Origin of the sequence: Herbaspirillum sp. SJZ106 (assembly GCF_006715495.1) — a bacterium.
Classification (GTDB): Bacteria; Pseudomonadota; Gammaproteobacteria; order Burkholderiales; family Burkholderiaceae_D; genus Herbaspirillum.
The window spans coordinates 414,878-441,585 of sequence record NZ_VFNI01000004.1 but is presented as its reverse complement, the minus strand read 5'-3'; the positions used below and the strand labels follow the sequence as shown (position 1 = coordinate 441,585).

Here is a 26,708-nt window from a genome sequence, read left to right as displayed (position 1 = left end):
CGTCCCGCAAATGCGCGACAGCGCTCAATTCCTGCAAGCACGGCAACCGATTGCGGCAGCGTTGCGGCCCAGCCGCCCCACCAGCCAGACCAACCAGACGATGCAGACTGCCTCCCACCTTCCGACCGCCTCCCATCCCCATGCCGGCGACCTGTCCCATACCGATGGCGGCGAGGCTTTCCTGTCGGTGCGCGGCATCGACAAGCGTTTCGGCGCCTTCACCGCGCTAGACCGTGTTTCGCTGGAGGTCAGGCAGGGCGAGATGGTCTGCCTGCTGGGACCGTCCGGCTGCGGCAAGACCACCCTGCTGCGCACCATCGCCGGCCTGGAACGCCAGGATGCCGGCAGCCTGCAGGCCGGCGGGCGCGATATCTCGCAGTTGCCGCCGCAGGCGCGCGATTACGGCATCCTGTTCCAGTCGTACGCGCTGTTCCCCAACCTTACCGTGGAAGACAACGTGGCCTACGGCCTCAATGCCGCGGCCGGCCAGCGCAAGCTGTCGCGCCAGCAAAGGCGCGAGCGCGTGGCCGAGATGCTGGGCATGGTGGGCCTGGCCGGCAGCGAGCGCAAATATCCCGGCCAGCTCTCCGGCGGCCAGCAGCAGCGCGTGGCCCTGGCGCGCGCGCTGGCGCCGTCGCCTTCGCTGCTGCTGCTCGACGAACCGCTGTCGGCCCTGGATGCCCTGGTGCGCGAACACCTGCAACTGGAAATCCGCCGCCTGCAAAAGGAATTCCGCATCACCACCCTGATGGTCACGCACGACCAGGAAGAAGCCATGGTGATGGCCGACCGCATCGCCGTGATGAACCGCGGCCGCATCGAGCAATTCGGCACGCCGGACGAGATCTACCGCCGCCCGGCTTCGCCCTTCGTGGCCGACTTCATCGGCCAGTCCAACTGGCTGCCCTTCACCCGGATCTCGGGTTCCCAGGTCGCGGTCGGTTCGCTGCAACTGGAGATCCGGCCGGAGGAAGACGAACTCTCCAGCGGCCGCCTGTTCTGCCGGCCGGAAGCGGTCGACCTGTTCCCCGCCGAGCAAGCCGCCAACCGCTTCCAGGCCCGCGTGATCGACCGCATCTATCTCGGCAACCGTTACCGCATCGCCCTTGCCGCCGATGCCCTGCCCGGGCAAACGCTGATGGCCGACATCATGGCCGGGACGCATGAGCGCCTCGGCGCCATGCATGGCGGCGAAAGCATCTGGATCGCCTTGCCGCGGCAATCGCTGCAGGTCTTCGTCTGATGAGAAACGCCGCCGCGATGCCTCCCACCGCCGCCACCGCCGCCACTGCTAGCAGCGCCATGCCCGAACTGGGAGCGCCGGGCCTGCACAGCGCTGGCGGCCTCAAGTGGCTGCTGCTGGCCGCGCTGCTGCTGGGGCTGGGCGGCCCGCTGGCGTTCATCCTGATGCAGGCGGCGCTCACTCCCGATGGCCGCTGGGCCGGCTTGCAGCCGTTGACCGCCCTGTTTTCCAACATCAATTTCCTGCCCATGCTGGGACGCAGCCTGTGGGTGTCCTTTGTCACCGCGCTGGTCACGGTGCCGCTGGCCTATGTGTTCGCCTACGCCCTGCAGCGCACCTGCATTCCGCTCAAAGGGGTGTGGCGCGGCATCGGGCTCTTGCCGCTGCTGGCGCCGTCGCTGCTGCCTGGCATCGCGCTCATCTACCTGTTCGGCAACCAGGGCTTGTTCAAGGAATGGATGGACGGCAGCATCTACGGTTTCTGGGGCATCCTGCTGGGCGAAGTGTTCTACACCTTCCCGCATGCGCTGATGATCTTGCTGTCGGCCTTGTCGCAAGCCGATGGCCGCCTGTACGACGCCGCCGCCGCCATGGGCTCGTCGCGCTGGCGCACCTTCAAAAGCGTCACCCTGCCGGCCACGCGCTACGGCATCTTCGGCGCCTTTTGCCTGGTATTTACGCTCACCATCACCGATTTCGGCGTGCCCAAGATCGTCGGCGGCGCCTACAGCGTGCTGGCGGTGGAAGCCTACAAAGCGGTGGTCGGCCAGCAGCAGTTCGGCCGCGGCGCGCTGATCGGCCTGCTGCTGCTGGTGCCGGCGGTGCTCACCTTCGCCGTCGACGCCTGGCTGCAGCGCCGCCAGCGCGCCCAGATGAGCAGCCGCTCGGAATCCTATGTGCCGCGCCCGGACTGGCGCCGCGATGGCGCCAACCTGCTGGCGGTGACGGCGCTGGCCGCCGCCATCCTGACCATCATCGCGGTCGCCATCGGCGCCTCGCTGGTCAAGCTGTGGCCGTACAACCTGCAACTCACGCTGCAGCACTACGATTTCGACAACATGGACGGCGGCGGCTGGCTGGCCTACTGGAACAGCCTCAAGCTGGCCTGCGGCACCAGCATCGCCGGCACCCTGGTGATCTTCACCGGCGCCTGGCTGATGGAAAAGACGCGCGGCCCGGCCATGCTCGGCCCGCTGTTGCGGTTCCTGTGCTTCCTGCCGATGGCGGTGCCCGGACTGGTGCTGGGCCTGGGCAGCCTGCTGTTCTTCAACCACCCGGCCAATCCGTTCAATTTCCTGTACGGCACGATGACGCTGCTGGTGCTGTGTTCGGTGGTGCATTTCTACACCACCGCCCACCTGAGCGCCGTCACCGCGCTCAAGCAGCTCGATCCCGAATTCGAAGCCGCCTCGCTGTCGCTGAAGGTGCCCTTGCTCAAGACCTTCGTGCGCATCACCGTGCCGCTGTGCCTGCCGGCGCTGCTGGATATCTTCCGCTACCTGTTCGTATCGTCGATGACCACGGTCTCGGCGGTGATCTTCCTGTACCGCCCCGACACCGTGCTGGCCTCGGTCGCCGTGCTCAACATGGACGACGCCGGCGACGTCGGCCCGGCTGCGGCGATGTCGACGCTGATCCTGCTGACCTCGGCCGCCGCCTCGCTGCTGATGCACGCCGCCGGCAGCCGCTGGATCGTCCGCGCCCAGGCTTGGCGCCGCGGGCGCAGCCACTGACCCGATTTTCCCATCCGGCGTTCCTCGGACGCTTTTTCAACCCAGCCCATCCAAAGGCCATCATGAAAAAAACCAAGCTGTTCAAACTGCTCGCATCGGTCATCGGCGCCGGCATGCTGTTCTCGGCGCAGGCCGCGCATGCCGCCACCACGCTGACGGTCTACACCGCCCTCGAGGCGGACCAGATCAAGGCTTACCAGGCCGCCTTCCAGAAGGCCAACCCGGATATCGAAATCAAGTGGGTGCGCGACTCCACCGGCATCGTCACCGCCAAGCTGCTGGCCGAAAAGGCCAATCCGCAAGCCGACGTGATCTGGGGCCTGGCCGCCACCAGCCTGGCCATGCTGGACAAGGAAGGCATGCTGACCCCATACGCGCCCAAGACCCTGTCCAACATCGATGCCAAGTACCGCAGCGCCGCCAATCCGCCGGCCTGGGTCGGCATGGACGTGTGGGCTTCGGCAATCTGCTTCAACACCGTGGAAGCGCAAAAGCTGGGCCTGCCCAAGCCGACTTCCTGGGCCGACCTGACCAAGCCGGTCTACGCCGGCAAGATCGTGATGCCGCACCCGGCCTCCTCCGGCACCGGCTACCTGGACGTCTCGGCGTGGCTGCAGATGATGGGCGAGGAAAAGGGCTGGGCCTACATGGACGCCCTGCACAAGAACATCGGCCAGTACACCCACTCCGGCTCCAAGCCCTGCAAGCAGGCCGCCACCGGCGAGTTCCCGATCGGCATCGCGTTTGAATACCGCGCCGTGAAGACCAAGAAGGAAGGCGCGCCGATCGACGTGATCCTGCCGTCCGAAGGCCTGGGCTGGGACATCGAAGCCACCGCCATCGTCAAGGGCACCAAGAACCTGGAAGCCGCGAAAAAACTGGCCGACTTCTCCGCCAGCAAGGATGCCATGGCCCTGTATGAGAAGAACTTCGCGGTGGTCGCCATGCCCGGCATCGCCAAACCGGACGAGTTGCTGCCGGCCGACTATGAAAAGCGCCTGATCAAGAACGACTTCACCTGGGCCAGCACCAATCGCGACCGCATCCTGACCGAGTGGAGCAAACGCTACGAAAGCAAGGCCGAGAAGAAGCAATAAGCCGTACGGCCAAGGCAGTACGGCCTGCGCCGCCACCCGGTGGCGCAGGCTGCAAGAGGAACAGCGGCAACCGACGGGCGACGTCAGAGCGCCCGCTTAGAACCTGATTGCGATCTCGATGGGAGTTGAGCAAATGTCATTTCAATCAGGTTCTTCAACGACATCTTTGCAAACAGAACCAGATGGAGCATTCATGAACAGCACCGATCCCCAACACTTCGACCTGGCCGTGGTCGGCTCCGGCATCCTCGGCCTGGCGCACGCCTACGCCGCCGTCAAGCGCGGCCTGCGCGTGGCCGTCTTCGAGCGCACCGGCACCCCGCTGGGCGCCTCGATCCGCAACTTCGGCATGGGCCTGGTCACCGGCCAGCCGCCCGGCATCATGCTGGAGCTGGCCCGCGAAAGCCGCGAGCTGTGGCTCCACCTGTCGACGCGCGCCAATTTCAGCGCGCGCGAAGCCGGCACCCTGCTGTTCGCCCGCACCGAGGCCGAACGCGACGTGCTGCAGGAATTCATGATCGTGCGCGCGCGCCAATACGAATACCGCGCCTCGCTGCTGCAAGGCGACAAGCTCAATACCCTCTACAACGGCCGTTTCAGCCATCACCTCGCGGCCCTGCATGGCACCGAAGACCTGCAACTGTATTCGCGCGAGGCCATGCCGGCCCTGGTGGCCTACCTGCATTCGCAGGGCGTGCATTTCCGTTTCAACACGCTGGTGCATGGCGCTGGCGACGGCCGCCTCTCCACCACCGCCGGCGAATTCCGCGCCGAACGCGTGGTGGTGTGCTCCGGCCACGACTACCAGACCCTGTTCGCCGACCGCCTGCAGGCGATGAACCTGAAGCAATGCCGCCTGCAGATGCTGCGCGTGAAAACCGAAGACGCGCTGCCGCTGACGCACGCGGTGCTGACCGGCCTCTCCTGCACCCACTACGGCGCCTTCTCCGACCTGCCCACCGCGCGCGCGGTACATGCCGAGATCGACCAGACCGCGCCGCTGCTCAACAAGCATGGCATCCACCTGCTGGTCAGCCCGACGCCCTATCAGGAACTGATCATCGGCGATTCGCACTACTACGGCGCCGACTCGCCGCCCTTCAACAGCGAAGAGATCGACCAGTTGATGATCGGCCTGGCCGAAGACACGCTGGCCACCCGCGTGCAGGTGCTCGAACGCTGGCAAGGCGTGTACGGCAGCAAGGGCCCCGGCCCGTTCTCGGCGCTGCCGATCGATGACAAGACCACGGCCGTGCTGATGCATACCGGCATCGGCATGAGCGTGGGACTGGGGTTGGGCGAGCGCGTGGTCAAGGCGCTGCTGGCCGGCGATGCGCTGCCTTCGGGGAGTACCGCCGCGGCGCCTGCGCCAAGCACGGTGCTGGCATAAGGACCGGATAGACTTGTCCGGGCATTCCGCGAGAGGCGATGCGCGGCACCGGCTCCTGGCTTGCGCCAGGTTTCGGTACCGTTAGCCGCCGCAGAAATGCCGCCCGCCCCCGGCGCCAGGCCTGGCCGGCATCGGCCGCCAGAAAATCATTCTTCGACACATCCACCCCGGCCGCTGCGCCGCAAAAACCGCCCTTCCCTTGGCATGCGCGCCGGCATGGCCCCTCCATGCTGCAGCGCAACCGATTTCGCCGCCCTTTGCCTGTAAGCCTGTGTAAGTTTCAAGCAAGTCCTGCGTAAGTTTTGAGTCGCACACTCGCCGCGTGGACAAGTGGGCCATTACGCAAGCAATGCGGAACCAATATCGCAACTTTGTGTATCCGGGGATGGCTGTCGCATCGATCACAACATCTCCGCTGCGTTCTTGCATAACGCCCCATTCGGCCATGCATCAGCCAATCAATTAAAACTAGGAGACCAGCATGACGACAGCTTCAGTCAACACGACTGCGCGCGGCATCACACCTGAGGAACGCAAGGTCATTTTCGCGTCCTCCCTCGGCACCGTTTTCGAATGGTATGACTTTTACCTGTACGGCTCGCTGGCGGCTATCATCGCCAAGCAGTTCTTCGCCGGCACCGACCCCAACACCGCGTTCATCTTCGCGCTGCTGGCGTTTGCCGCGGGCTTCATCGTGCGTCCGTTCGGCGCGCTGGTGTTCGGCCGCCTGGGCGACCTGGTGGGACGCAAGTACACCTTCCTGGTAACCATCCTGATCATGGGCGCGTCGACCTTCATCGTCGGCATCCTGCCCAACTACAACGCCATCGGCATCACCGCGCCGATCATCCTGATCATCCTGCGCATCCTGCAAGGCCTGGCGCTGGGCGGCGAATACGGCGGCGCTGCCACCTACGTGGCCGAGCACGCGCCGGAAGGCCGCCGCGGCGCCTTCACCGCATGGATCCAGACCACCGCGACCCTGGGCCTGTTCCTGTCGCTGCTGGTGATCCTGGGCGTGCGCACCTCGGTGGGCGAAGCCGCCTTTGCCGAATGGGGCTGGCGCATTCCGTTCCTGGTCTCTATCCTGCTGCTGGCCATCTCGGTGTGGATCCGCCTGTCGATGAATGAATCGCCGGCGTTCCTGAAGATGAAGTCCGAGGGCAAGGTTTCCAAGGCGCCGCTGACCGAAGCCTTCGGCCAATGGAAGAACCTGAAGCTGGTGATCCTGGCGCTGATCGGCCTGACCGCCGGCCAGGCCGTGGTGTGGTACACCGGCCAGTTCTACGCGCTGTTCTTCCTGACGCAATCGCTCAAGGTCGATGGCGCCACCGCCAATATCCTGATTGCGATGGCACTGCTGCTGGCCACGCCGTTCTTCATCTTCTTCGGTTCGCTGTCCGACAAGATCGGCCGCAAGCCCATCATCCTGGGCGGCTGCCTGATCGCCGCGCTGACCTACTTCCCGATCTTCAGCGGCCTGACCCACTTCGCCAACCCGGCGCTGGAAGCAGCCCTGAAAAAGGCGCCGGTGATCGTGACCGCGGATCCGGCAAACTGCCAGTTCCAGTTCAACCCGACCGGCACCAAGAAGTTCACCTCCTCGTGCGACATCGTCAAGGCCAAGCTGTCGGCCGCATCGGTGAACTACGAGAACGTGGCCGGCGCACCGGGTTCGGTGGCCACCGTCACCATCGGCGACAAGGTCATCACCTCGTATGACGCCTCCACCTTGTCCAAGGAAGAAGCCGCCGCGAAAGACAAGGCCCTGTCCAAGGAACTGGCTGACGACATCAAGGCCGCTGGCTATCCGAGCAAGGCCGATCCGGACCAGATGAACAAGCCCATGGTCCTGTTGCTGCTGTTCATCCTGGTGCTGTACGTGACCATGGTGTACGGCCCGATCGCCGCCGCGCTGGTGGAAATGTTCCCGACCCGCATCCGCTACACCTCGATGTCGATGCCTTACCACATCGGCAACGGCTGGTTCGGCGGCCTGCTGCCGACCACCTCGTTCGCGCTGGTGGCCTTCAAGGGCGACATCTACTACGGCCTGTGGTATCCGATCGTGATCGCCCTGGCGACCTTCGTGATCGGCCTGTTCTTCGTGAAGGAAAGCGTTCACAACAACATCTACGCCGCCGACTGAATCGGGGCACAGATGGTGGGGGACGCCGTCCTGCCGCAGCTTGGATTGCTTGAGTTGCGCAGGACGGCGGGATCGACAGAAAAAAATTATTCCTGCATTCGTTGGGCCGATCGGAACCGGATATCCGATCGGCTTTTTTATTTGGCGCCGCGCTTGCCTGCCGGCGGCCGCCCTTTCTCCGCATTGCCCGTTTCCGCCGCCGCTTTCTCCTCCACCAGCGCCAGCAAGCCCTGCGCCGCGATCGACAGGCTGCGCTCCTTGGGCGTGACGATCAACAGCGGCCGCACCAGCTCCGGCGCATCCAGCGGAATCGCCACCAGGTTGGGAAGGCGGAACTGGAACAGCGTCAACTCAGGCACCACGCTCACGCCCAGGCCGCTCTCGATTAGCGCCGCCACCGTCGCCAGATGTTCCACTTCCAGCCCGGTATTGACCGTCCCGCCTGGATGCAGCATCGCATCCAGGTGCTGGCGCACGCTGGTCGAGCGCGCCAGGTGGATCAGCGCGCAACCGGCCAACTGGGCCACCTTGATGCGCCGTTTGCCGGCCAGCTTGTGGTCGCGCCGGCACACCAGATAGAACGGATCGGAACACAACGGCCGGGTATCGAATTCCAGCAGCCTGGGCCCCGGCGCGGTCAATGCGATATCGGCCTTGCCGTGGCGCAGCAGATCCAGGCAGTGGTCTGAAATGGCGTCGAACAACTCCACCGTCACCCCCGGGTAGCGCTGCCGATATTGCGCCAGCACCGGCGGCAGCCAGCCGGCCGCCAGCGAAGGCAAGGCGGCAATGGCGACCCGCCCCTTGCGGCGCGCCACATAGTCGCTCATGTCGGAGAAAGCCGATTCGATGTCGGCCACCAATTGACGCGCCACTTCCACGAACAGTTCGCCTTCCGGCGTGAGCGTCACGTTGCGCGTGTCGCGCTCGAACAGCCGTGCGCCGGCGGCGGCCTCCAGTTTCTGGATCATCACGCTGAAAGCCGACTGCGAAACATGGCAACGCTCGGCCGCATGGCCGAAATGGCGGCACTCGGCCAGCGCCAGGAAGGCCTGCAGCAGGCGGGTCGAAATATTGGCGGCCATTATTAATCTTAAAAAACGATTAATTGATCGAAAATACGCACTTTACAGCAAAATCGACCACCACCTACACTCGTTGCGTCGTACTTCAAACCATAAATGCGATGCTCCGCCGCCTGCGGACATCCTCGAATAAAAACCGGAGACATCTATGCTCGCCCTGCTCGGCTTTATCACGATTGTCGTTTTGCTGGCCGCCATCCTGACCAAGAAAATGTCGCCGCTGGCGGCGCTGATCGCCATTCCGTTTGCGGCGGCCCTGATCGGCGGCTTCGGCCTGGGAACCGGGAAATTCATGGTCGACGGCATCAAGAGCATTGCCCCGATCGTCGGCATGTTCGTCTTCGCCATCCTTTTCTTCGGCATCCTCAAAGATGCCGGCATGCTCGATCCGATCATCAACAAGGTCCTGAAAGTGGTCGGCCTGCGGCCCTCGCGCATCGTGCTCGGCTCGGCCATTCTGGCCGCCATCGTGCACCTGGACGGCTCCGGCGCCGTCACCTTCCTGGTGACGATTCCGGCCCTGCTGCCGCTCTATGAGCGCCTGAACATGGACAAGCGCATCCTGGCCTGCGTGGTCGCCATGGCCGCCGGCGTGGCCAATGCCTTGCCCTGGGGCGGGCCGACCTTGCGCGCCGCCGCCGCATTGCATATTCCGGTCGCCGACCTGTATCTGCCGCTGGTGCCGGTGCAGATTTGCGGCATGCTGTTCGTCTTTGCCTGCGCCTGGCTGCTCGGCAAACGGGAAGAACGCCGCCTCGGCCTGACCGCTTCCGGCGCCGCCCCGGCCCTGGCAACGCAGGATGTCGGCGCCGGCTACCACCAGCAGGAACTGAGCAAAGAACAGCGCAGCCTGCGCCGCCCCGGCAAATTCCTGATCAATGTCGTGCTGGTCTTGCTGGTCCTCGGCTGCATGATCACCGGCAAGGTCGATCCCGTGGTCTGCTTCATGATCGGCACCGTACTGGCCTTGTTCATCAATTATCCTGAAGTCGCGCAGCAACGCGCCCGCATCGACGCGCATGCCAAGGCGGCGCTGATGATGGCCAGCATCCTGCTGGCAGCCGGCGTCTTCACCGGCATCATGAAAGGCAGCGGCATGCTGACCGCGATGGCCAAATTCGTCGCCTCCAGCATTCCGCTCGATATGGCGCATCACCTGCCCTTTTTGCTCGGCCTGGTGTCGATGCCGCTGAGCCTGTTGTTCGATCCTGACTCGTTCTATTTCGGCGTCTTGCCGGTATTGGCCGAAGCCAGCAATGCGCTCGGCGTTCCCAGCGTGCAGATGGCGCAAGCCGCACTGCTGGGCCAGATGACCACCGGTTTTCCGGTCAGCCCGCTGACGCCGGCGACCTTCCTGCTGATCGGCCTGGTCGGCATCGAACTGGGCGATCACCAGAAATTCACCATTCCGTTTCTGTTCGCCACCTCGGTCTTCATGACCTTCGTTGCGGTGGCGTTCGGCTTATTCCCATTCTAGGCATAGGCCCGTTTCAAGGAGTATGCAATGCGATCCATCCGCATCGGTACCGGCGCCGGTTATTCCGGCGACCGTATCGAACCCGCTGTCGAACTCGCTGAACAAGGCGAACTCGACTACCTGATCTTCGAATGCCTGGCCGAACGCACCATCGCCATCGGCCAGCAGGCGCGCCTGGCCGACCCGGCCAAGGGCTACGACCCGCTGCTGGCCGAACGCATGCGGGCGGTGCTCAAGACCTGCGCAGAAAAGGGCATCCGCATCATCACCAACATGGGCGCGGCCAATCCGCAAGCCGCCGCGCGCCGCATCCGGGAAATCGCCCGAGAGATCGGCCTGAAGCGGCTCAAGGTCGCCGCCGTCAGCGGCGATGACGTGCTGGATGTGCTCAAGGGCAGCAACTTCACCATCGAAGACAACAGCCAGCCGGTCGCCTCGCTGGGCGACAAGCTGATCTCGGCCAATGCCTATCTCGGCATCGCCCCCATCGTCGAGGCGCTGCAAGGCGGCGCCGATGTCGTGGTCACCGGCCGCGTAGCCGATCCGGCGCTGGTGCTGGCGCCGCTGGTGCATGAATTCGGCTGGGCCATGGACGATTGGGACAAGCTGGGCCAGGGCACGCTGGTGGGCCATCTGCTGGAATGCGCCGGCCAGATCACCGGCGGCTACTTCGCCGATCCGGGCAAGAAGGATGTGGCCGGGCTGGCGCGGCTGGGTTTCCCGATCGGCGAAGTCAGCGCCGACGGCAGCGCGGTCATCACCAAGGTGGCCGGCTCCGGCGGCCAGGTGACGGCGCGAACCTGCAAAGAGCAATTGCTCTACGAAATCCATGACCCGCGCAGTTACTTCACGCCGGATGTGGTGGCCGACTTCTCCGCCGTGCACATCACCGAGATCGGCCCCGACCGCGTGGCCGTCACCGGCGGCCGCGGCCGCCCCCGCACCGCCACGCTCAAGACCACGCTGGGTTACCGCGACAGCTTCATCGGCGAGGGCCAGATTTCCTATGCCGGCCCAGGCGCCCAGGCGCGCGCGCAACTGGCGCTGGACATCGTGCGCGAACGCCTGCAACTGACCGGCGTACAAGCCGACGAATTGCGTTTCGACCTGATCGGCGTCAACGCCATCTGCGGCAACGACATGTCATCTGCCGCCGCCGAACCGTTCGAGGTGCGCGCCCGCGTCGCCGGCCGCACCGCCAGCATGAAGGAGGCGGTGCGCATCGGCAATGAAGTCGAGACGCTCTATACCAACGGCCCGGCCGGCGGCGGCGGCGCCACCAAATCGGCGCGCGAAGTGATCGCGGTGCTGTCCATGTTGCTGCCGCGCGAGCTGGCAAACGCATCGGTCCATTTCGAGGAGATCTGACATGCTGCTGCGTGACATTGCCCATTCCCGCGCCGGCGACAAAGGCGACATTTCCAATATCTCGGTGATCGTCTATCGCCAGCAAGACTATGCCCTGCTGGAGCGCGAACTGACCGCCGAACGCGTGCGCACGCATTTCGCCGGCGTGGTGCACGGCGAGGTGGTGCGCCATGCGCTGCCGCACCTGGGCGCGCTCAACTTCGTCATGCAAAAAGCCCTGGGCGGCGGCGTCACCCGTTCGCTGGCATTGGATGCACACGGAAAATCGCTGTCGGGAGCGATGCTTAATTTGCATTTGAACGAAAAATAATTCGTGCCGGCGAACAGATTCCCATCGGAGGAAGGCATGGGCATTCGCAAACACGATCTGTTCCGGCCAATCCGTTTTGCCGGCAATTGCGCTCTGTTATCGGAACATACGGTGAAGTTTGACGAAAAGGTGTTCCGAAGCTCGCCTTGCAAGGTTTCCAATAAGAAACCATTGGCTGTGCCTTGTGCCGATAACGGGCATCCAGCGCGCATTACTCCGGATAATGCGGCTGTCCAAACACGGCAAGATTTGGTATCGTCCCGCCGTTATCGATTCCTCGCACCCGGATCAGGCTGTTCCTGATTAGCTCCCTCCCGTTATGAAAAAACCAATCCGACTCGGCACTCCGCTTTCCCCATCGGCTACCAAAGTCATGCTGCTCGGCTCCGGCGAGCTCGGCAAGGAAGTCATCATCGCGCTGCAACGCCTGGGCGTGGAAGTGATCGCCGTGGATCGCTACGAGAATGCGCCCGGCCATCAGGTCGCGCATCGCGCCCACGTGATCAACATGACCGACGGCGCCGCGCTGGCCGCGCTGATCGAAAAGGAACAACCGGACCTGGTGGTGCCGGAAATCGAGGCGATCGCCACCGAGACCCTGGTCAAGCTGGAAGAAGCCGGCAAAGCCCGCGTCATCCCGACCGCGCGCGCCGCCTGGCTGACCATGAACCGTGAAGGCATCCGCCGCCTGGCCGGCGAGACCCTGGGCCTGGCCACCTCCCCCTACCGCTTTGCCGACAGCCTGGAAGAGCTCAAGGCCGCCGTGCAGCAGATCGGTTTCCCGTGCGTGATCAAACCGGTGATGTCGTCCTCCGGCAAGGGCCAGTCCAAGGTCGACGGCCCCGATGAAATCGAGGCTGCGTGGAACTACGCAGCCGCCGGCGGGCGCGTCGATGCCGGCCGCGTGATCGTGGAAGGCTTCATCGATTTCGATTATGAAATCACCCTGCTGACCGTGCGTTCGCTCAATGAAAACGGCGATACCGTCACCAGCTTCTGCGACCCCATCGGCCACGTGCAGGTCAAGGGCGACTACGTCGAATCCTGGCAGCCGCACCCAATGCCGGCCGCGGCGCTGGACAAGGCCCGCGACATCGCCCGCAAGGTCACCGACAACCTCGGCGGACTGGGCCTGTTCGGCGTCGAGCTGTTCGTCAAGGGCGACATGGTGTGGTTCTCCGAAGTCAGCCCGCGTCCGCACGATACCGGCATGGTCACCATGGTCAGCCAGGTGCAGAGCGAGTTCGAACTGCACGCCAAGGCCATCCTCGGCCTGCCGGTCAACACCGCGCTGAAAACCCCGGGCGCCTCCGCCGTGATCTACGGCCAGCACGACGCCCGCGCGATCGCCTTCGAAGGCGTGGCCGATGCGCTGCGCATCCCCGGCGCGGACATCCGCCTGTTCGGCAAGCCGGAATCCTTCCAGCGCCGCCGCATGGGCGTAGCGCTGGCCTGCGGCGAAAACATCGAATCGGCCCGCATCCGCGCCAAGCAGGCCGCGGCCAAGGTCAAGCCGGTGATTCCCGAATAAGGACACGCTGCCAGCTGTCCTGCCTTGAACCGGGCTCCGATGCGAATCGGAGCCCGGTTTGTTTTGGGGAGCGACAGCAAAACGACGTATCCGAAACGCTCTCCGCCCATCCGCTCCCAAACGCGCTAAACAGTTTCCAGCGCACGGTGGTTATAATCACTGCCCCACCCCTCACACAACAGCAGTGTTGCCCACCATCATGAAGTTCGATGTCGCCATCATCGGCAGCGGTCTGGCCGGTCTCTCCGTTGCGCTCCACCTCGCCGAAAAACACCGGGTCGTCGTCGTCTCCAAGGGCGAACTGCTCGATGGCGCCAGCAACTGGGCCCAGGGCGGCATCGCCGCCGTGCTCGATTCCGGCGACAGCCACGGCCAGCACATCGCCGATACCCTGGTGGCCGGCGCCGGGTTGTGCGACGAGGGCGCCACGCGCTTCATCGTCGAGCACGGCCGCGAAGCCATCGAATGGCTGATCGAACAAGGCGTGCCTTTCACCCGCGACGACAGCGCCGAACTGGGTTACCACCTCACGCGCGAAGGCGGCCACAGCCAACGCCGCATCATCCACGCGGCCGACGCCACCGGCCATGCGGTGCAGGTGACGCTGGAGCAACGGGTGCGCACGCATCCCAACATCACCCTGCTGGAACACCACTGCGCGATCGACCTGATCCATGCCCGCAAGCTCGATCCCCGGGCCGAGGCGCGCTGCCTGGGCGTGTATGTGCAGGATACGGATTCGGAACGCGTGCTGTCCATCGCCGCGCGCCATACGGTGCTGGCCACCGGCGGCGCCGGCAAGGTCTACCTGTACACCTCCAATCCGGATTCGGCCACCGGCGACGGCATCGCCATGGCCTGGCGCGCCGGCTGCCGGGTGGCCAACATGGAATTCATCCAGTTCCATCCGACCTGCCTGTACCATCCCTATGCCAAATCCTTCCTGATCAGCGAGGCGCTGCGCGGCGAAGGCGCGCTGCTCAAGCTGCCGCAGTCGGCCGGCGCGGCGGCGGGCATGCGTTTCATGCCGGAGCACGACGAGCGCGCCGAACTGGCCCCGCGCGACATCGTGGCGCGCGCCATCGACTTCGAGATGAAAAAACGCGGCCTGGACCATGTCGACCTCGACATCAGCCACCAGAGCCCCGAATTCATCCGCGAACATTTCCCGACCATCATGGCGCGCTGCCTGGAGTTCGGCATCGACATCACCAGACAACCGATCCCGGTGGTGCCGGCTGCGCACTACACCTGCGGCGGGGTGGTCACCGACATGGCCGGGCGCACCGACATGCCGGGCCTGTATGCCGTCGGCGAGACCGCCTATACCGGCCTGCATGGCGCCAACCGGCTGGCCAGCAACTCGCTGCTCGAATGCCTGGTGCTGGGTCGCGCGGCGGCAGGCGACATCGAACGGGAACTGGCGGCCGACGCACAGCCCGCCGCCGAGGTGCCGCAGTGGGACGAGAGTCGCGTCACCGATGCCGACGAGGAAGTGGTCATCGCCCACAACTGGGACGAGCTGCGCCGCTTCATGTGGAATTACGTCAGCATCGTGCGCACCGACAAGCGCCTGGAGCGCGCCCAGCACCGCATCCGCCTGCTCAAGGAAGAAATCGACGAGTACTACGCCAACTTCCGCATCACGCGCGACTTGCTGGAACTGCGCAACCTGGTCGACGTGGCCCAGCTGATCGTGGCCAGCGCACTCACCCGCAAGGAAAGCCGCGGCCTGCATTTCAGCCAGGATTACCCGCGCACGCTGCCGCGCGCCACGCCGACCATCCTGCCGGGGCTATAAACGCCTGGCGGGGGCTGCGCGGCCGATGACGCCGCGCAGCATCAAATCCCCTTGCCATGCCGCCCTGCGCGCGACTAGCATCGACAGCGCGTTGCCAGCACCTTTACCTTTGGATGCACAGTGCGCCACGCTCCAGGCATGGCGCATTGCGTCAACACAGAGAACGGCCAAGGAGGTCATCATGAGCATCACCCGCATCAACAGCTTCCGCGCACAGGAACACCGGGCCGGCGAGCTCAAGAACTTCCTGATGGGCATCCTGCCCGCCGTGCGCGCCTCCGCCGGCTGCCAATCCTGCGAACTGCTGCAAGACCACGCCGATCCGCGCCGCATCGTCATCGTCGAGGTCTGGGACAGTGTGGAAGCGCACAAGGAATCGCTGCGCCACGTGCCGCCCGAAAGCATCCGCCAGGCCAAGGAGTTCCTGGCCGAACCGCCCACCGGCGCCTACTACTCCTGAGCTGGATTCCTGCCGAGCCGGGATGCGGCGCAAGCGCCGCTCTGGTGTAATATCCGCCATCGATCATCGGCCATTGTTCGCCTGGGAAGCGTATTCAGGCAACTGGCCGTTTTCCCTATTTCATTGCGGAACACCCACCGTGCCACGGCCCTTTTTCCTCTTTCGGCGCAGCCGTCTGCGCCTGTCCATCCTGTTCATTCATCTGGCGACCCTGGCCCTGGCGGCCGTCCTGGGCGCACCTGCCCGGGCCGATGCGCCGGCCAGCAGCCCGGCTGCCGGCAAGCAGCGTCCGCGCATCTGCCTGGTGCTGTCCGGCGGCGGCGCGCGCGGCTATGCCCACCTGGGGGTGCTGCAATACCTTGAAAAACTGCACGTCCCGGTCGACTGCATTGCCGGCACCAGCATGGGGGCGCTGATCGGCGGGCTGTACGCCAGCGGCATCCCGGCCGACGAGCTGGAAAAGCGCCTAGCCGCCACCAACCTTTCCGACATCGCCTTCGACCGCAGCGAGCGCTCGCACCTGCCGCAATCGCAGCGCGAGGATGAATTCCAGTATCCGATTGCGCTGGCAGCCGGTTTTGACGGCGAAAAAATCAAGCTGGCCTCCGGCCTGGTCCAGGGCAACAACCTGCTCTCGCTGCTGCAGAACTGGACCGCGCAGTTGCCGGCCAATATCGAGTTTTCCCGCCTGCCGATTCCCTTTCGCGCCGTGGCAACCGACCTCGGCAAAGGCAGCGAAGTAGTGCTGGAAGACGGTTCCTTGCCGCGCGCCATGCGCGCCAGCATGGCGGTGCCGGGGCTGTTCGCCCCCTTTCGCATCGGCGAGCGCACGCTGGTCGATGGCGGGCTGGTCAGCAACCTGCCGGTGCAAATCGCGCGCGACATGGGCGCCGACGTGGTGATCGCGGTCAACATCGCCACCCCGCTGCAAGACGCTGCGCAGTTGCAATCGCCCACCGCGGTGGCGCAGCAGATGGTGGGAATCCTGATCCAGCAGAACGTGAAGGCGCAAAAAGCCCTGCTCGGCAAATCGGACGTGCTGATCGAACCGAACCTGGCCGGCATGTCCTTCACCGACTTCGCGCGCGGCAAGGATGGCATCAATGCCGGCTGGGAGGCGGCGCAACAGCAAAACGTCCGCCTGACCGAACTGTCGATGCCGCCCATGCAATGGCAAGCCTATCTGGCCGAGCGCGCGCACAACGGCAGTACCCTGGCCAAAGGCACGCGCATCGACGCCATCGAAATTCACAACGGCACGCGCATTCCCACCGACTACGTACGCAGCAGGCTGGCGGTGAAGGAAGGCGACGTCTACGACGGCGCCGACCTCAATCGCCAATTGTCGGAGCTCTCGACCAATGGCGACTTCAATAGCGTGACGCAGGAAATGATCACGCGCGATGGCGGCAATGTGCTGGTGATCGACGCCGAAGAGAAATCCTGGGGGCCGCAATACCTGCTGTTCGGCCTGGGCCTGTCCAACAGTTTCAACGGCCGCGGCGGCTATAACCTGCAGATCGGGCATCGCTATCCGTGGATCAATGCCAGCGGGCTGGAATGGCGCAACGACCTGGTGCTGGGCAATACGCGCCTGAGCCTGCAAAGCGAACTGCGCCAGCCGATCTGGGGCGGCACCGGGGCCTATGTCGCCCCGTATCTGGAGATCAGCCGCCGCTATCTGGACCTGTATGCCGACGGCAGCGATGTCAAGGCATCGCCGCTCAACGAATATCGCCTCGACACCGCCATCGCCGGGATCGACCTGGGCTTGCCGCTGGCGCGCCTGGGCGAGATGCGGCTGGGCCTGAACTATCGCCATCAGCGCTACTCGCCCAACTATGACTACCCGATCGGCGACGGACTGGGCTTTCCCAGCGGCAGCGACAACCAGCCCACGGCCCGCCTGCGCGTGACCATCGACCAGTTGGACGATGTGCTGTTCCCTCGCAAGGGCTACTACGCCTATGCCGAGACCAATCATGGTTTCGGCAACAGCGAGGCGCGCTATTCCGACATCCAGGCCAAGGGCTTATGGGCCTTCGGCAGCGGAATCGACACCATTAACGTCGCCCTGGAAGGCGCCCGCAGCCTGTCGGCCAACGGCACCAGCCTGGGAAGCAACGGCGTAGGATTCATGCTCGGCGGCTTCCAGCACCTGTCGGCCTACGCGCAGGACCAATTCTCCGGCAACTACCTGCTGTACGCCCGCCTGACCTGGCTGCGCGACCTTAACCAGTACAGCCTGGCCGGCCTGCGCAACCCCGTGCTGGGCACCAGCCTGGAAGTGGGCAACGTCTGGCAAAACAAGGAGAATTTCGGCGACGGCCCTTACAAGACCAGCGCCAGCGTATTTTTGGGCGGCAATAGCGCGGTCGGGCCGATCTACTTCGGCGTCGCAGTGGGGCAACGCGGCGTGTGGAACGTGTATATGCAGTTAGGCCGGGTGTTCTGACCCGCACACGGCACAGGCACAGGCACAGGCACTGACATGAAATGATCGGGACTCAGCCCTGCGGCGGCGCTTCGCCGCCCCGTTCCCGCCTGCGCGGGCGGAATTCCTGCGGCGGCAAGCCGAAAAACGCCAGGATGCTGCTGGCGACCTGGTCGCGGTCATTGTCCACGCAGATCATGTGGTAACTGTTTTCCAGCACCACCACGCGCGCCTGCGCGATCTGCTCCTTGAGGAAATCTGCCGACCGCAGGCTGGTCAGCTCATCCTCGCGCGCATGCACCACCAGCGTGGGCGCCTTGATGTTCCTGGCGCCGCGCATGACCCAGGCGCGCAGGCGGTCGACCTGCCGCACGCAGCTCAACGGCACCCAGCGGTAATGGAAATTGTCGCCGCGCTCGAACTTGGCTTTCACCACGGCGCGCACCAGCGTGTTCTTGATGCCGTAGGGTTCGCCCTCCTCCACCTTCATGCGCGCGGCCACGCCGGGAATCAGGTAGAACAGCGGACGCAGCATGGCGTACCAGGGCGTGGACCAGCCGTCGATATGGATCGGCGGCGCCAGCGCCACCAGCTTGCCCTGGGCCGCGCCGTGCTGCACGCGCTCGGCCAGCGCCAACCCCACCAGCGCCCCCATGCACATGCCCATGATATGCAATTGGTCGTACTGCGGCTGCAGTTCGCGGTATTGGGCCTCAACGGCATCGACCCATTGCTCGGCACGCACCCGCACCAGATCCTCCGGCGTGGTGCCGTGGCCGGCCAGGGTGATGGCGTGCGTTTCCACCCCGGCCTTCTGCAGGATCTTGTGCATCGAGCCCAGATCGTACTGGGTGCCGCCCAACCCATGGATGAGCAAGGCGCCGACACGGCCACCCACTACGCGCCCCGGCTTGGCGCCATATCCTGTGCCTGCAGCGCCTGGTCGGAGAAACGCCAGACGCCGGCCACCAGCGCCAGGCGGTCTTCGGCGTCCAGCAGGCTACGGCTGCTGTCGAGCACCAGCGCACTGCCATCCTGCAGGCGGAACTGCATGTCGGCGCGCGCCTCGCCATCGCTCCCGTCCAGCCAACGCTGGCGCAGACGCGCCTGGTCCAGCGGCGACACCCGCCGCAGCACCTGATCCAGCGTGTGCAACTGCGTCGCCGGCAAGCCCAGCAGCGCCTCGACATCGCCGCTCCAGGTGAAGACAAGCTGCTGCGGATCGAGCGTATAAGCCAACTGGCGGCTGGCCGACAGCGACAGCTCGACCTCGTTTTTCCAGCGCGCGACATCGTCATGCAATTGCTCGCGGGTAGTCTTGAGCGTGCTGATCAGCAGCGATAGCAGCGAGGCCACCGCCAGGTAGACCTGCAGCTCCAGCAAGGCATTGCTGGAATGCAGCCGCACCAGCTCGACGAAGGGGCCGCGCCCCAGCGAGTTGTAGACGAAGGCCATCAGCGACAGCACCACCACCGACAGTGCGCCGCCGCGCCCGCCCCACAGCAGGGTCACCAGCGCGATGAAAAACAGGGGAACGTAAGTTGTGGAGAATTCGACGTCGAATACCAGGCGGTCGATGTGGCTGTCGAAGGCCAGGTACGCCGATGCGACCATGGCGACGAAGGAGGCCAGGCCCAGCAGGAACTCGGTGCGGGCGATGCCCCCCGAGCGGGTCGCGCGAAACTGCGACCAGCCGGCCAGCACCGGCGTCATGATCAGGATGCCGACCAGGTCGGACAGCGCCCAGATGCGCAGCGTCTGCCAGAACGACAAGCCTTGTGTGAACTGGAACCAGGCGGCGCCGAAAATACCGCTGACCACGCTCACGCCCACGCCGATGATCAGCAGGCCGCGCACGAAGAACAACCCTTCCATCGGGAAGGGCGCGCGCCGTACCAGCCATACGACGATGGCGGCCACGCCGATCTCGTCCAGCGAAAACAGCATCATGCGCCACAGTTCGCGCTGCTCGATCCAGCCCAGCAACACCTGGGCCGCCACTAGCAGCACCAGCAACGGGAACCAACGCGCGGTCGGCGTGAGCAGCAGCGCGCCGACGGTGATGCCGGCCGGCAGCCAGATATAGCCGCTGGCGATGAATGCCCCGTTGAGCTCATGCGACGCGAAGCCGAACAGGAAATACACGACAGCCCACGCCAATGGCGCAACAAGATTGTCTGGTTTCACAATGGAGTCCCCGGAAATGAAGGTGGCGATGCCTGCGCGATCTTGGCCGCGATAATGCCGGCCATTCTATCAGGACGGCGCATGGCGTCGCACTGGCAAGCAGGCGCTGCAAAAGACCGGCAATAAAAAGCCGCTATTGCGTCGAATGCCGTTCAGTTAAGCCGAAATCCATCCTCCGTCGCCCTGACGAAAGTCAGGGCCCAGGGTCGTTGACCGGCCATTGAAGCACAACGAAAGGCACTGGATCCCGGCCTTCGCCGGGATGACGATTTTCTTAATTGAACGGAACGGAATTTCTGCTATTGATGCTGCGTTTTTTCAGGGATGGGATAGCAGATGATCAAGCAATCACGCGCAAAGAAAAATCCGCCGCGCGAATGTCCTTGGTCAGGCTGCCGATGGAAATGCGGTCCACCCCGGTTTCGGCAATCGCGCGCACGGTTTCCATGTTGATGCCGCCGGACGCCTCCAGCACGGCGCGACCGGCATTGCAGGCGACCGCTTCGCGCATCATCTCTAGCGAGAAGTTGTCGAGCAGGATGGAGACGGCGCCGGCGGCCAGCGCCTCCTTCAGTTCCGCGAGGTCTTCCACCTCGACCTGGATGCCCACCCCCGCCCCCAGTTTCTGCGCGGCGTTCATCGCGGCGGTGATGCCGCCGGCCGCGGCGATGTGGTTTTCCTTGATCAGGATGCCGTCGTACAGCGCCAGGCGCTGGTTGGCGCCGCCGCCCACGCGGACCGCGTACTTCTGCGCCAGGCGCAGGCCGGGCAAGGTCTTGCGGGTATCGAGGATGCTCGCTCCGGTGCCGGCCACCACGTCGACGTAGCGCCGGGTGGCGGTGGCCACGCCGGACAGCAATTGCAGGAAATTCAGGGCGCCGCGCTCGGCGGTCAGCAAGGCGCGCGCCGGGCCTTCGATGGTGCAGACCTCGGTGTCGGGTTGCATCAGGTCGCCTTCGGCATAGCGCCAGCCGATCTGCAGGCGCGGGTCGAGACGGGTCATGACGGCTTCGCACCAGGGCGCCCCGCACAGCACGGCGGCTTCGCGCACGATCACGCGCGCCTTGACGAATTCGTTCTCCGGCACCAACAGGCCGGTGTAATCGCCATCCCCCACGTCCTCGGCGATGGCCTGATTGACGTTGGCGTCGAACGCGGCGTGCAGCGCGGCATCGAACGGGGCGAAGGGATTGCGCAGGCTGCTGGTGGCGCTGATGCTGCTGGGGCTGGTTTTGATGGCGTGGAGTGTCATGCTGGGCCGATTCCTGCAAACAGGGTCTGTTCGTCTTCAAGCCGCGCCGAGGGGCGGACATTGGCTTTCTTTCTGGCGGCGAAATCCAGCATGCGGTCGATGCACACCACGGCTTGCTTGCCGACAGCGGGATCGACGTGAATCTCGTTGGCGCCGGTTTCCAGTACGTGCAACAGATTCTGCAAGCCGTTCATCGCCATCCACGGGCAATGCGCGCAGCTCTTGCAGGTGGCGCTGTTGCCGGCCGTGGGCGCGTCGATGAACAGCTTGCCGGGCGCGGCCTGGCGCATCTTGTGCAGGATGCCGTTATCGGTGGCCACGATGAACGAGGGCGCATCGGAGGCCTGCACGGCGGCGATCAGCTGCGAGGTCGAGCCGATCACATCGGCCTGCGCCACCACCGCCGCGGGCGACTCCGGGTGCACCAGCACCAGCGCCTCGGGATGCTCGGCGCGCATCAGTTCCAGCTCGACGCCCTTGAATTCGTCGTGCACCAGGCAGGAACCCTGCCACAGCAGCATGTCGGCCCCTGTCTGCTGCTGGATGTAGCTGCCCAGGTGCTTGTCGGGCGCCCACAATATCTTCTTGCCCTGCGCGTGCAGCTCCTGCACGATCTCCAGCCCGATCGAGGAGGTCACCATCCAGTCAGCGCGCGCCTTGACGGCGGCGCTGGTGTTGGCATAAACCACCACGGTGCGGTCCGGATGCAAGTCGCAGAAGGCGGCGAATTCGTCCGGGGCGCAACCCAGGTCGAGCGAACAGGTGGCATCCAGGTCCGGCATCAGGATGCGTTTTTCCGGGCTCAGGATCTTGGCGGTCTCGCCCATGAAGCGCACCCCGGCCACGACCAGGGTCTGGGCCGGATGGTCGCGCCCGAAGCGCGCCATCTCCAGCGAGTCGGACACGCAGCCGCCGGTTTCCTCGGCCAGGTCCTGCAGGTCGGCGTCGACGTAATAGTGCGCCACCAGCACCGCCTGCTTTTCCTTGAGCAGTTGCCTGATGCGCGCTTTGAGGCTGGCGCGCTCCTCCGCGCTGGGCGTCGGCGGCACCTTGGCCCAGGCGTTGGCGGTACAACTCCCGCCGGTCTCCATTTGCGGCCGCTCGAATTCGACGACCTTGGTTGCTGTTGCTTGCATGGCAGTAGGTTGTCTCTGCGGGTTATTGGATGCCCTGGCTGGCCAGGTAGTCTTCGTAATTGCCCTGGAAGTCGATCACCTGGCCATCCTTCACCTCCAGGATTCGGGTGGCCAGCGAGGACACGAATTCACGGTCGTGCGAGACGAAGATCAGCGTGCCGGCGTACTTTTCCAGCGCGATGTTGAGCGACTCGATCGACTCCATGTCCATGTGGTTGGTCGGCTCGTCCATCAGCAGCACATTGTGGCGGCCCAGCATCAGCTTGCCGTACATCATGCGGCCCTTCTCGCCGCCGGACAGCACCTTGACCGATTTCTTGACGTCGTCGCCCGAGAACAGCAGGCGACCCAGGATGCCGCGCACGGCCTGGTCGTCGTCGCCTTCCTGGGTCCACATGCCCATCCAGTCGGTCAGGGTCTCGCCCTTGGCGAACTCTTCGGTCGGGTCTTGCGGCATGTAGCCGACGTTGGCGTTCTCGGCCCACTTCACCAGGCCCTGGTCCGGATGGACGCCGCCGGCCGCGTCGCCGCCGATGGTGCGCAGCAGCGTGGTCTTGCCGGCGCCGTTGGCGCCGATGATGGCGATCTTTTCGCCGGCTTCGACCATGATGCTGAAGTTCTTGAAGATGTCGCGGTCGTAGGTCTTGGCGATGCCCTGGGTTTCCACCGCCAGGCGGTGCAGCTTCTTCTCGCCTTCGAAGCGGATGAAGGGGTTCACGCGCGACGACGGCTTGACATCCTCGACCTTGATCTTCTCGATCTGCTTGGCGCGCGATGTGGCCTGGCGCGCCTTGGACTTGTTGGCCGAGAAGCGGCGCACGAAGTCCTGCAGTTCGGCAACCTTTTCCTTGGCCTTGGCATTGACCGCCAGTTGCTGCGCGCGCGCCTGCGACGAGGCCAGCATGTAGTCGTCGTAGTTGCCCGGATAGATCTTCAGCGTGCCGTAGTCCATGTCGGCCATGTGGGTGCAGACCTGGTTGAGGAAGTGGCGATCGTGGGAAATGATGATCATGGTGGAGTTGCGCTCATTGAGCACGTCTTCCAGCCAGCGGATGGTGTTGATGTCCAGGTTGTTGGTCGGTTCATCCAGCAGCAGGATGTCCGGGTTGGAGAACAGCGCCTGCGCCAGCAACACGCGCAGCTTCCAGCCGGGCGCGACATTGCTCATCGGACCCTGGTGCTGCTCGATCGGCACGCCCACGCCCAGCAGCAGTTCGCCGGCGCGCGCTTCGGCGGTGTAGCCGTCGTACTCGGCGAACTTGGCTTCCAGGTCGGCGGCCTTCATGTAGTCGTCGTCGGTGGCATCGGGATTGGCGTAGATGGCGTCGCGCTCGGTCATCGCCGCCCACATCTCGACGTGGCCCATCATCACCACGTCCAGCACGCGCATTTCCTCATAGGCGAACTGGTCCTGGCGCAGCTTGCCCAGGCGCTCGTTGGTGTCCAGGCTGACGTTGCCGGCCGACGGCTCGAGGTCGCCGCCCAGGATCTTCATGAAGGTCGACTTGCCGCAACCGTTGGCGCCGATCAGGCCGTAACGGTTGCCGTCGCCGAACTTGACGGAGATGTTCTCGAACAACGGCTTGGCGCCGAACTGCATGGTGATGTTAGCGGTGGATAGCACTGCGAAAAACCTTTTCTAAAATGAAACGTGCGCGCGGCAAAAAAGCGGGCATTGCCGCCAGGCGCGCCAAAACGGGCGAAAACGGCAATTTTACCACTGCGGGCCAGTGCCGGCTTGCGTTGCAGCCCGCCTGCGGGGCAACCGGCGCCGCCCGATTCCGCTGCCCTTTCCCGGCAGCAAGCCTCAGGCGCAACCCGCCTGCCCGCCGAAAGCTACAATGGCCGGGATTTTAGCCAGCAGTCCTCACTCCAAGCTGCTTCGCAGCATTGCCATGAAGACGATATGACGCAAGCAAAAAAGATGCCCCGCCGCACCACTCTCGCCGCCCTCGCCGCTGTTGCCCTCATCGGGATGGGACTTGCCGCGGCCAGCCATGCCGCCTACAACCTCTGGAGCGGCGAATACAGCGTGTCGAAAAAAGAATTGGAGGCGGCGATCGCGCCGCAGTTTCCGCGCAAGCTGCGCTATATGGAAATTTTCGAGGTTACCCTGAGCAACCCGCGCCTGGGGATGGAGCCGGACAAGAACCGCCTGAGCACCGTGGTCGATGCGCAAATCGCCAACCCGTTGCTGCTGGCCCGGCCGGTCAATGCCGCGCTGACCATGAGCAGCGGCTTCAAGTACGATCCCGCCACGCGCTCGCTGCGGCTGGATGCGCCCAGGGTGGAAAACGTCGATTCGCAAGACCTACCGCCGCAATACAGCCAGCAGTTGAGCGCGCTGGGCAATGCCGCCGCCGACAAGCTGCTGCGCGACTACGCGGTCTATACCTTCACGCCCGAGCAACTGCAGATGAACGGCAAGCGTTTCGAACCGGGCAAGATCACCGTGGAAAAGGATGCGGTGAAAGTGGAGATCAAGGAGCAGTAGGGATTATTGGAATTATCGCCTGCACAGCGTCGGATAGCCCGACAGCGTCAGCGCGAAGCCTTCGGCCCCCTTCGCATCCAGCGCCGCATGCGCGCCCACCGGCAGCGTGACCAGGTCGCGCACATGGCCGAACGGCAGGCCGGTGACGATCGGCGCGGCGATGCGACGGCGCAGAAAGGCCAGCATCTCGCCGAAGTCGTAGCCGTTGTCGACCTCGCCCAGCCGGTAGCAGGAAAAATCCCCCAGCACGATCGCCTTTTGCCGCGCCAGCACGCCGGCGTGCTCCAGTTGCAGCATCATGCGCTCGACCCGGAACGGGTGCTCGTTGACATCCTCCAGAAACAGGACACCGCCATCGATCTGCGGGAACCACGGGCTGCCGACCAGATGCGCCACCATCGCCAGGTTGCCGCCCCACAGCTTGCCCTCGCATTGCACGGCCGGGCTGTGCGGGTCGGTCCGGCGGTCGCCGTTGGGCGCGCGCTCGGCGCCGGCCGGGCCGGTGTAATTGCGCACTTCCACCTGCGGCGAAGTCAGCGTCTTCCAGAACGTCGCCAGCGCCTGCCAGTTCGGCTGCTCGGCGCCGAAATCCCCGGCCAGCATCGGCCCCTGGAAACCGGCCATGCCGGCTTGCTTCAACAAGGCGAACTGCAAGGCGGTGACGTCGCTGTAGCCGACCAGCAGCTTGCCGCTGGCCGCCAGCGCCGGAATATCCAGCGCCGGCAGGATGCGGCTTATGCCGTAGGAGCCGCGCAGGCACAGCAGCACATCGATATCCGGATCGGCCGCGGCTTCCATCAGTTGCGCGGCGCGCTGCTCGTCGGTGGCGCCGAAGCGCTGGAAGCGCGCCCCATGGCTGTAGAAATTGCGCACGCGGCAGCCGAGCGACTCCAGCAGCGCCACGCCGCGTTCCACCTTTGCCGGGTCGACCGCATGGCCGCACGGAGCGACGATCGCCACGCCGGTGCCGGCCGGCACCAGTCCATCGAGTAGTTCACGGCCGGCGGCCGCTGCTGCCTCTGTCATTGCTGTTCGCTTTCGTCGTCGGTTTGCCCATTCGCCGCCGCATCCAGCAGCCGCTGCTGCTTCAGCTGGTCGCGCCGCATGGCGAAAAAATCCTTCAGCAGCTGGCCGCATTCTTCGGCCATCACGCCGCCCTGCAATTCGGTATGGTGGTTCAGCTGTTCCTGTTCGAACAGGTTGAGCACCGAGCCGCAGGCGCCGGTCTTGGGGTCGGCCGCGCCGTACACCACCCGTGCCAGGCGCGCATGCATCATCGCGCCCGAGCACATCGCGCAAGGCTCCAGCGTCACATACAGTTCGCAGCCCGGCAAACGGTAATTGCCCAGTTTCTCGGCGGCCGTGCGCAGCGCCATGATTTCCGCATGCGCGGTCGGGTCATGCTTGCCGATGGGCTGGTTGAACCCGGTGGCGATCACCACCCCGTCCTTGACCACCACCGCGCCCACCGGCACCTCGCCCAGCGCCCAGGCGTTATTGGCCTGGTCCAGCGCGGCGCGCATATGGCGCAAGTCGTCTTCGGTTTGCATGGCCTCATCCA

General features: G+C 64.8%; 21 protein-coding genes. 13 read left to right on the top strand and 8 right to left on the bottom strand.

Going from position 1 to position 26,708, the window contains the following annotated elements; genetic code table 11:
* Positions 1 to 10 precede the first annotated feature (10 nt).
* The 5 genes from FB598_RS15150 (at position 11) to FB598_RS15130 (ending at position 7,612) form a co-directional block, all read left to right on the top strand.
* Positions 11 to 1,243: a putative 2-aminoethylphosphonate ABC transporter ATP-binding protein gene (locus FB598_RS15150; RefSeq protein WP_255464036.1), complete on the top strand. Its 1,233-nt coding sequence runs from the start codon at positions 11 to 13 to the stop codon at positions 1,241 to 1,243.
* A 59-nt stretch (positions 1,244 to 1,302) separates the two neighbouring features.
* A complete protein-coding gene (locus tag FB598_RS15145; RefSeq protein ID WP_255464048.1) occupies positions 1,303 to 2,976 on the top strand; it encodes a putative 2-aminoethylphosphonate ABC transporter permease subunit in 1,674 nt (557 codons plus the stop codon).
* A gap of 113 nt (positions 2,977 to 3,089) precedes the next feature.
* Positions 3,090 to 4,073, top strand: coding sequence for a putative 2-aminoethylphosphonate ABC transporter substrate-binding protein (locus FB598_RS15140; protein ID WP_255464047.1), 984 nt, complete (start codon positions 3,090 to 3,092; stop codon positions 4,071 to 4,073).
* A gap of 193 nt (positions 4,074 to 4,266) precedes the next feature.
* Positions 4,267 to 5,463 carry a TIGR03364 family FAD-dependent oxidoreductase gene (locus FB598_RS15135; RefSeq protein WP_141915181.1) on the top strand — a complete coding sequence of 399 codons (1,197 nt, stop codon included), beginning with the start codon at positions 4,267 to 4,269 and terminating at the stop codon, positions 5,461 to 5,463.
* Between the two features lie 481 nt (positions 5,464 to 5,944).
* A complete protein-coding gene (locus FB598_RS15130; RefSeq protein WP_141915183.1) occupies positions 5,945 to 7,612 on the top strand; it encodes an MFS transporter in 1,668 nt (555 codons plus the stop codon).
* 137 nt (positions 7,613 to 7,749) lie between these two features.
* On the opposite strand, the gene FB598_RS15125 is transcribed toward FB598_RS15130, so the two are convergent.
* Positions 7,750 to 8,697 carry a LysR family transcriptional regulator gene (locus FB598_RS15125; protein ID WP_141915185.1) on the bottom strand — a complete coding sequence of 316 codons (948 nt, stop codon included), beginning with the start codon at positions 8,695 to 8,697 and terminating at the stop codon, positions 7,750 to 7,752.
* Between the two features lie 148 nt (positions 8,698 to 8,845).
* On the opposite strand from FB598_RS15125, the gene FB598_RS15120 reads away from it, so the two are divergent.
* From FB598_RS15120 to FB598_RS15090, 7 genes are all read left to right on the top strand, one after another.
* A complete protein-coding gene (locus tag FB598_RS15120) occupies positions 8,846 to 10,174 on the top strand; it encodes a CitMHS family transporter (protein WP_141915187.1) in 1,329 nt (442 codons plus the stop codon).
* A gap of 27 nt (positions 10,175 to 10,201) precedes the next feature.
* Entirely contained in the window at positions 10,202 to 11,542 is a 1,341-nt protein-coding gene (locus tag FB598_RS15115) for an acyclic terpene utilization AtuA family protein (RefSeq protein ID WP_141915190.1), read from the top strand.
* 1 nt (position 11,543) lies between these two features.
* The gene (locus FB598_RS15110; RefSeq protein WP_141915193.1) at positions 11,544 to 11,852 is read left to right on the top strand and encodes a hypothetical protein; all 309 of its coding nucleotides are present in this window, start codon (positions 11,544 to 11,546) and stop codon (positions 11,850 to 11,852) included.
* A gap of 319 nt (positions 11,853 to 12,171) precedes the next feature.
* Positions 12,172 to 13,383, top strand: a complete 1,212-nt coding sequence (gene purT, locus FB598_RS15105) for a formate-dependent phosphoribosylglycinamide formyltransferase (protein WP_141915196.1) — start codon at positions 12,172 to 12,174, stop codon at positions 13,381 to 13,383.
* A gap of 199 nt (positions 13,384 to 13,582) precedes the next feature.
* A complete protein-coding gene (nadB, locus tag FB598_RS15100; protein WP_141915199.1) occupies positions 13,583 to 15,184 on the top strand; it encodes an L-aspartate oxidase in 1,602 nt (533 codons plus the stop codon).
* A gap of 181 nt (positions 15,185 to 15,365) precedes the next feature.
* Positions 15,366 to 15,644 carry a putative quinol monooxygenase gene (locus FB598_RS15095; RefSeq protein ID WP_141915202.1) on the top strand — a complete coding sequence of 93 codons (279 nt, stop codon included), beginning with the start codon at positions 15,366 to 15,368 and terminating at the stop codon, positions 15,642 to 15,644.
* A gap of 202 nt (positions 15,645 to 15,846) precedes the next feature.
* Positions 15,847 to 18,099, top strand: a complete 2,253-nt coding sequence (locus FB598_RS15090; protein ID WP_370455027.1) for a patatin-like phospholipase family protein — start codon at positions 15,847 to 15,849, stop codon at positions 18,097 to 18,099.
* A 52-nt stretch (positions 18,100 to 18,151) separates the two neighbouring features.
* Here the strand turns inward: FB598_RS15090 and FB598_RS15085 are convergent, their stop codons facing one another.
* From FB598_RS15085 to FB598_RS15065, 5 genes are all read right to left on the bottom strand, one after another.
* Positions 18,152 to 18,976: a carboxylesterase gene (locus FB598_RS15085; protein WP_141915208.1), complete on the bottom strand. Its 825-nt coding sequence runs from the start codon at positions 18,974 to 18,976 to the stop codon at positions 18,152 to 18,154.
* A complete protein-coding gene (locus FB598_RS15080; protein ID WP_141915211.1) occupies positions 18,976 to 20,265 on the bottom strand; it encodes an MASE1 domain-containing protein in 1,290 nt (429 codons plus the stop codon). Before FB598_RS15080 ends, FB598_RS15085 begins: the two co-directional genes overlap by 1 nt.
* Positions 20,266 to 20,605: 340 nt before the next feature.
* The gene (gene nadC, locus FB598_RS15075; protein WP_141915214.1) at positions 20,606 to 21,517 is read right to left on the bottom strand and encodes a carboxylating nicotinate-nucleotide diphosphorylase; all 912 of its coding nucleotides are present in this window, start codon (positions 21,515 to 21,517) and stop codon (positions 20,606 to 20,608) included.
* The gene (gene nadA, locus FB598_RS15070; RefSeq protein ID WP_141915217.1) at positions 21,514 to 22,653 is read right to left on the bottom strand and encodes a quinolinate synthase NadA; all 1,140 of its coding nucleotides are present in this window, start codon (positions 22,651 to 22,653) and stop codon (positions 21,514 to 21,516) included. Before nadA ends, nadC begins: the two co-directional genes overlap by 4 nt.
* A 22-nt stretch (positions 22,654 to 22,675) precedes the next feature.
* Positions 22,676 to 24,277 carry an ABC-F family ATPase gene (locus FB598_RS15065; RefSeq protein WP_141915219.1) on the bottom strand — a complete coding sequence of 534 codons (1,602 nt, stop codon included), beginning with the start codon at positions 24,275 to 24,277 and terminating at the stop codon, positions 22,676 to 22,678.
* A gap of 282 nt (positions 24,278 to 24,559) precedes the next feature.
* Between FB598_RS15065 and FB598_RS15060 the strand changes: the two genes are divergently transcribed.
* Positions 24,560 to 25,147 carry a DUF1439 domain-containing protein gene (locus FB598_RS15060; RefSeq protein ID WP_370455018.1) on the top strand — a complete coding sequence of 196 codons (588 nt, stop codon included), beginning with the start codon at positions 24,560 to 24,562 and terminating at the stop codon, positions 25,145 to 25,147.
* A 12-nt stretch (positions 25,148 to 25,159) separates the two neighbouring features.
* Here the strand turns inward: FB598_RS15060 and ldcA are convergent, their stop codons facing one another.
* Both ldcA and tadA read right to left on the bottom strand, forming a co-directional pair.
* Positions 25,160 to 26,173 carry a muramoyltetrapeptide carboxypeptidase gene (gene ldcA, locus FB598_RS15055; RefSeq protein ID WP_141915221.1) on the bottom strand — a complete coding sequence of 338 codons (1,014 nt, stop codon included), beginning with the start codon at positions 26,171 to 26,173 and terminating at the stop codon, positions 25,160 to 25,162.
* A complete protein-coding gene (gene tadA / locus FB598_RS15050; protein WP_370455019.1) occupies positions 26,170 to 26,697 on the bottom strand; it encodes a tRNA adenosine(34) deaminase TadA in 528 nt (175 codons plus the stop codon). Before tadA ends, ldcA begins: the two co-directional genes overlap by 4 nt.
* Positions 26,698 to 26,708 lie beyond the last annotated feature (11 nt).

Coding starts and splice junctions, on each gene's coding strand:
- ldcA (WP_141915221.1), bottom strand. CDS start 26,173: ATGACAGAGGCAGCAGCGGCCGCCGGCCGTGAACTACTCGATGGACTG.
- FB598_RS15115 (WP_141915190.1), top strand. CDS start 10,202: ATGCGATCCATCCGCATCGGTACCGGCGCCGGTTATTCCGGCGACCGT.
- FB598_RS15120 (WP_141915187.1), top strand. CDS start 8,846: ATGCTCGCCCTGCTCGGCTTTATCACGATTGTCGTTTTGCTGGCCGCC.
- FB598_RS15130 (WP_141915183.1), top strand. CDS start 5,945: ATGACGACAGCTTCAGTCAACACGACTGCGCGCGGCATCACACCTGAG.
- FB598_RS15150 (WP_255464036.1), top strand. CDS start 11: ATGCGCGACAGCGCTCAATTCCTGCAAGCACGGCAACCGATTGCGGCA.
- FB598_RS15135 (WP_141915181.1), top strand. CDS start 4,267: ATGAACAGCACCGATCCCCAACACTTCGACCTGGCCGTGGTCGGCTCC.
- purT (WP_141915196.1), top strand. CDS start 12,172: ATGAAAAAACCAATCCGACTCGGCACTCCGCTTTCCCCATCGGCTACC.
- tadA (WP_370455019.1), bottom strand. CDS start 26,697: ATGCAAACCGAAGACGACTTGCGCCATATGCGCGCCGCGCTGGACCAG.
- nadB (WP_141915199.1), top strand. CDS start 13,583: ATGAAGTTCGATGTCGCCATCATCGGCAGCGGTCTGGCCGGTCTCTCC.
- FB598_RS15140 (WP_255464047.1), top strand. CDS start 3,090: ATGCTGTTCTCGGCGCAGGCCGCGCATGCCGCCACCACGCTGACGGTC.
- FB598_RS15060 (WP_370455018.1), top strand. CDS start 24,560: ATGACGCAAGCAAAAAAGATGCCCCGCCGCACCACTCTCGCCGCCCTC.
- FB598_RS15145 (WP_255464048.1), top strand. CDS start 1,303: ATGCCCGAACTGGGAGCGCCGGGCCTGCACAGCGCTGGCGGCCTCAAG.
- FB598_RS15095 (WP_141915202.1), top strand. CDS start 15,366: ATGAGCATCACCCGCATCAACAGCTTCCGCGCACAGGAACACCGGGCC.
- nadC (WP_141915214.1), bottom strand. CDS start 21,517: ATGACACTCCACGCCATCAAAACCAGCCCCAGCAGCATCAGCGCCACC.
- nadA (WP_141915217.1), bottom strand. CDS start 22,653: ATGCAAGCAACAGCAACCAAGGTCGTCGAATTCGAGCGGCCGCAAATG.
- FB598_RS15125 (WP_141915185.1), bottom strand. CDS start 8,697: ATGGCCGCCAATATTTCGACCCGCCTGCTGCAGGCCTTCCTGGCGCTG.
- FB598_RS15110 (WP_141915193.1), top strand. CDS start 11,544: ATGCTGCTGCGTGACATTGCCCATTCCCGCGCCGGCGACAAAGGCGAC.